At 57.6% G+C, this 3865-nt stretch carries 2 rRNA genes (1 of these 2 only partly in view); both read right to left on the bottom strand.

The features are described 5' to 3' along the window. Positions 1 to 1701, bottom strand: a 23S ribosomal RNA gene (locus ABZ622_RS41585) (it extends 1491 nt beyond the left edge of the window). A 297-nt stretch (positions 1702 to 1998) separates the two neighbouring features. Then, positions 1999 to 3524, bottom strand: a 16S ribosomal RNA gene (locus tag ABZ622_RS41590). Together the 16S and 23S rRNA genes form the textbook arrangement of a ribosomal RNA operon. Positions 3525 to 3865: the final 341 nt, after the last annotated feature.

Here is a 3865-nt window from a genome sequence, read left to right on the forward strand (position 1 = left end):
TCCTACACCCTTACCCCGGGACTACCACCGCCCGGGCTGGACTACCTTCCTGCGTCACCCCATCGCTTACCTACTACAAGTCTGGTTCATCGGCTCCACCACTACCCTCAACTCCGAAGAGATCGGGCCGGCTTCACGGACTTAGCATCGCCTGATTCAGTACTGGGCGTTTCAAAGCGGGTACCGGAATATCAACCGGTTGTCCATCGACTACGCCTGTCGGCCTCGCCTTAGGTCCCGACTTACCCTGGGCAGATCAGCTTGACCCAGGAACCCTTAGTCAATCGGCGCACACGTTTCTCACGTGTGTATCGCTACTCATGCCTGCATTCTCACTCGTGAACCGTCCACAACTCGCTTCCGCGGCTGCTTCACCCGGCACACGACGCTCCCCTACCCATCCACACAGGCGTTGGCCCTCAATGTGTGAATGACACGACTTCGGCGGTACGCTTGAGCCCCGCTACATTGTCGGCGCGGAATCACTTGACCAGTGAGCTATTACGCACTCTTTCAAGGGTGGCTGCTTCTAAGCCAACCTCCTGGTTGTCTCTGCGACTCCACATCCTTTCCCACTTAGCGTACGCTTAGGGGCCTTAGTCGATGCTCTGGGCTGTTTCCCTCTCGACCATGGAGCTTATCCCCCACAGTCTCACTGCCGTGCTCTCACTTACCGGCATTCGGAGTTTGGCTAAGGTCAGTAACCCGGTAGGGCCCATCGCCTATCCAGTGCTCTACCTCCGGCAAGAAACACACGACGCTGCACCTAAATGCATTTCGGGGAGAACCAGCTATCACGGAGTTTGATTGGCCTTTCACCCCTAACCACAGGTCATCCCCCAGGTTTTCAACCCTGGTGGGTTCGGTCCTCCACGAAGTCTTACCTCCGCTTCAACCTGCCCATGGCTAGATCACTCCGCTTCGGGTCTTGAGCGTGCTACTGAAACGCCCTGTTCGGACTCGCTTTCGCTACGGCTTCCCCACACGGGTTAACCTCGCAACACACCGCAAACTCGCAGGCTCATTCTTCAAAAGGCACGCAGTCACGACTGCTGTTCCGAAGAACAACAGCGACGCTCCCACGGCTTGTAGGCACACGGTTTCAGGTACTATTTCACTCCGCTCCCGCGGTACTTTTCACCATTCCCTCACGGTACTATCCGCTATCGGTCACCAGGGAATATTTAGGCTTAGCGGGTGGTCCCGCCAGATTCACACGGGATTTCTCGGGCCCCGTGCTACTTGGGTGTCTCTCAAGCAAGCCGTCAATGTTTCAGCTACGGGGGTCTTACCCTCTACGCCGGACCTTTCGCATGTCCTTCGCCTACATCAACGGTTTCTGACTCGCCGACCAATCGGCAGATTGATCAAGAGAGATCCCACAACCCCGCATGCGCAACCCCTGCCGGGTATCACACGCATACGGTTTGGCCTCATCCGGTTTCGCTCGCCACTACTCCCGGAATCACGGTTGTTTTCTCTTCCTGAGGGTACTGAGATGTTTCACTTCCCCTCGTTCCCTCCACACTGCCTATGTGTTCAGCAGCGGGTGACAGCCCATGACGACTGCCGGGTTTCCCCATTCGGACACCCCCGGATCAAAGCTCGGTTGACAGCTCCCCGGGGCCTATCGTGGCCTCCCACGTCCTTCATCGGTTCCTGGTGCCAAGGCATCCACCGTGCGCCCTTAAAAACTTGGCCACAGATGCTCGCGTCCACTGTGCAGTTCTCAAACAACGACCAGCCACCCATCACCTCACCCTTACAGGCAAGTTCACTGGGGCCGGCAACTGAAGGCGACCATCACGGCCATACCCTCAGATACCCAACAACGTGCCCGACCCGACCTGCCGTCCCCCACGTTCCACGCCGAAGCAGTACTAGTGAAAAACAACCTGTCGTGCCGAATAGTCAACGTTCCACCCATGAGCAACCACCGTCGAACATCTGCCGACGTAATGGCCTCTGGACTCCTCACGGAATCTAGATGCTCCTTAGAAAGGAGGTGATCCAGCCGCACCTTCCGGTACGGCTACCTTGTTACGACTTCGTCCCAATCGCCAGTCCCACCTTCGACAGCTCCCTCCCACAAGGGGTTGGGCCACCGGCTTCGGGTGTTACCGACTTTCGTGACGTGACGGGCGGTGTGTACAAGGCCCGGGAACGTATTCACCGCAGCAATGCTGATCTGCGATTACTAGCAACTCCGACTTCATGGGGTCGAGTTGCAGACCCCAATCCGAACTGAGACCGGCTTTTTGAGATTCGCTCCGCCTCGCGGCATCGCAGCTCATTGTACCGGCCATTGTAGCACGTGTGCAGCCCAAGACATAAGGGGCATGATGACTTGACGTCGTCCCCACCTTCCTCCGAGTTGACCCCGGCAGTCTCCTGTGAGTCCCCATCACCCCGAAGGGCATGCTGGCAACACAGAACAAGGGTTGCGCTCGTTGCGGGACTTAACCCAACATCTCACGACACGAGCTGACGACAGCCATGCACCACCTGTACACCGACCACAAGGGGGGCACCATCTCTGATGCTTTCCGGTGTATGTCAAGCCTTGGTAAGGTTCTTCGCGTTGCGTCGAATTAAGCCACATGCTCCGCTGCTTGTGCGGGCCCCCGTCAATTCCTTTGAGTTTTAGCCTTGCGGCCGTACTCCCCAGGCGGGGAACTTAATGCGTTAGCTGCGGCACCGACGACGTGGAATGTCGCCAACACCTAGTTCCCAACGTTTACGGCGTGGACTACCAGGGTATCTAATCCTGTTCGCTCCCCACGCTTTCGCTCCTCAGCGTCAGTAATGGCCCAGAGATCCGCCTTCGCCACCGGTGTTCCTCCTGATATCTGCGCATTTCACCGCTACACCAGGAATTCCGATCTCCCCTACCACACTCTAGCCTGCCCGTATCGACTGCAGACCCGGGGTTAAGCCCCGGGCTTTCACAACCGACGCAACAAGCCGCCTACGAGCTCTTTACGCCCAATAATTCCGGACAACGCTTGCGCCCTACGTATTACCGCGGCTGCTGGCACGTAGTTAGCCGGCGCTTCTTCTGCAGGTACCGTCACTTTCGCTTCTTCCCTGCTGAAAGAGGTTTACAACCCGAAGGCCGTCATCCCTCACGCGGCGTCGCTGCATCAGGCTTTCGCCCATTGTGCAATATTCCCCACTGCTGCCTCCCGTAGGAGTCTGGGCCGTGTCTCAGTCCCAGTGTGGCCGGTCGCCCTCTCAGGCCGGCTACCCGTCGTCGCCTTGGTAGGCCATCACCCCACCAACAAGCTGATAGGCCGCGGGCTCATCCTTCACCGCCGGAGCTTTCAACCCCGTCCCATGCGGGACAGAGTGTTATCCGGTATTAGACCCCGTTTCCAGGGCTTGTCCCAGAGTGAAGGGCAGATTGCCCACGTGTTACTCACCCGTTCGCCACTAATCCACCCCGAAGGGCTTCATCGTTCGACTTGCATGTGTTAAGCACGCCGCCAGCGTTCGTCCTGAGCCAGGATCAAACTCTCCGTGAATGTTTTCCCGTGATCGGGACAACACAACACGAGAGCGGAACGACCGGACGGAATAAGACCGGTCGTTCACAGCGTCCTCGCTGTGTAAATTGCCTACCGGGTCAGTGACCCCGTAGGACTTTCAAAGGAACCTCCAACCTGCCGAAGCAGGCCGGGGTATCAACATATCTGGCGTTGACTTTTGGCACGCTGTTGAGTTCTCAAGGAACGGACGCTTCCTTTGTACTCACCCGCAGAACATTCTCTGGGGCTTTCCTCCGGGCTTTTCCCTTCGGTCTTGCGTTTCCGACTCTATCAGACTCTTTCGTGTCCGATTCCCGGTCGAAGCGGGATCCTGCTTT

Source organism: Streptomyces sp. NPDC007164, assembly GCF_040634135.1.
In the GTDB taxonomy this organism is placed as follows: domain Bacteria; phylum Actinomycetota; class Actinomycetes; order Streptomycetales; family Streptomycetaceae; genus Streptomyces; species Streptomyces sanglieri.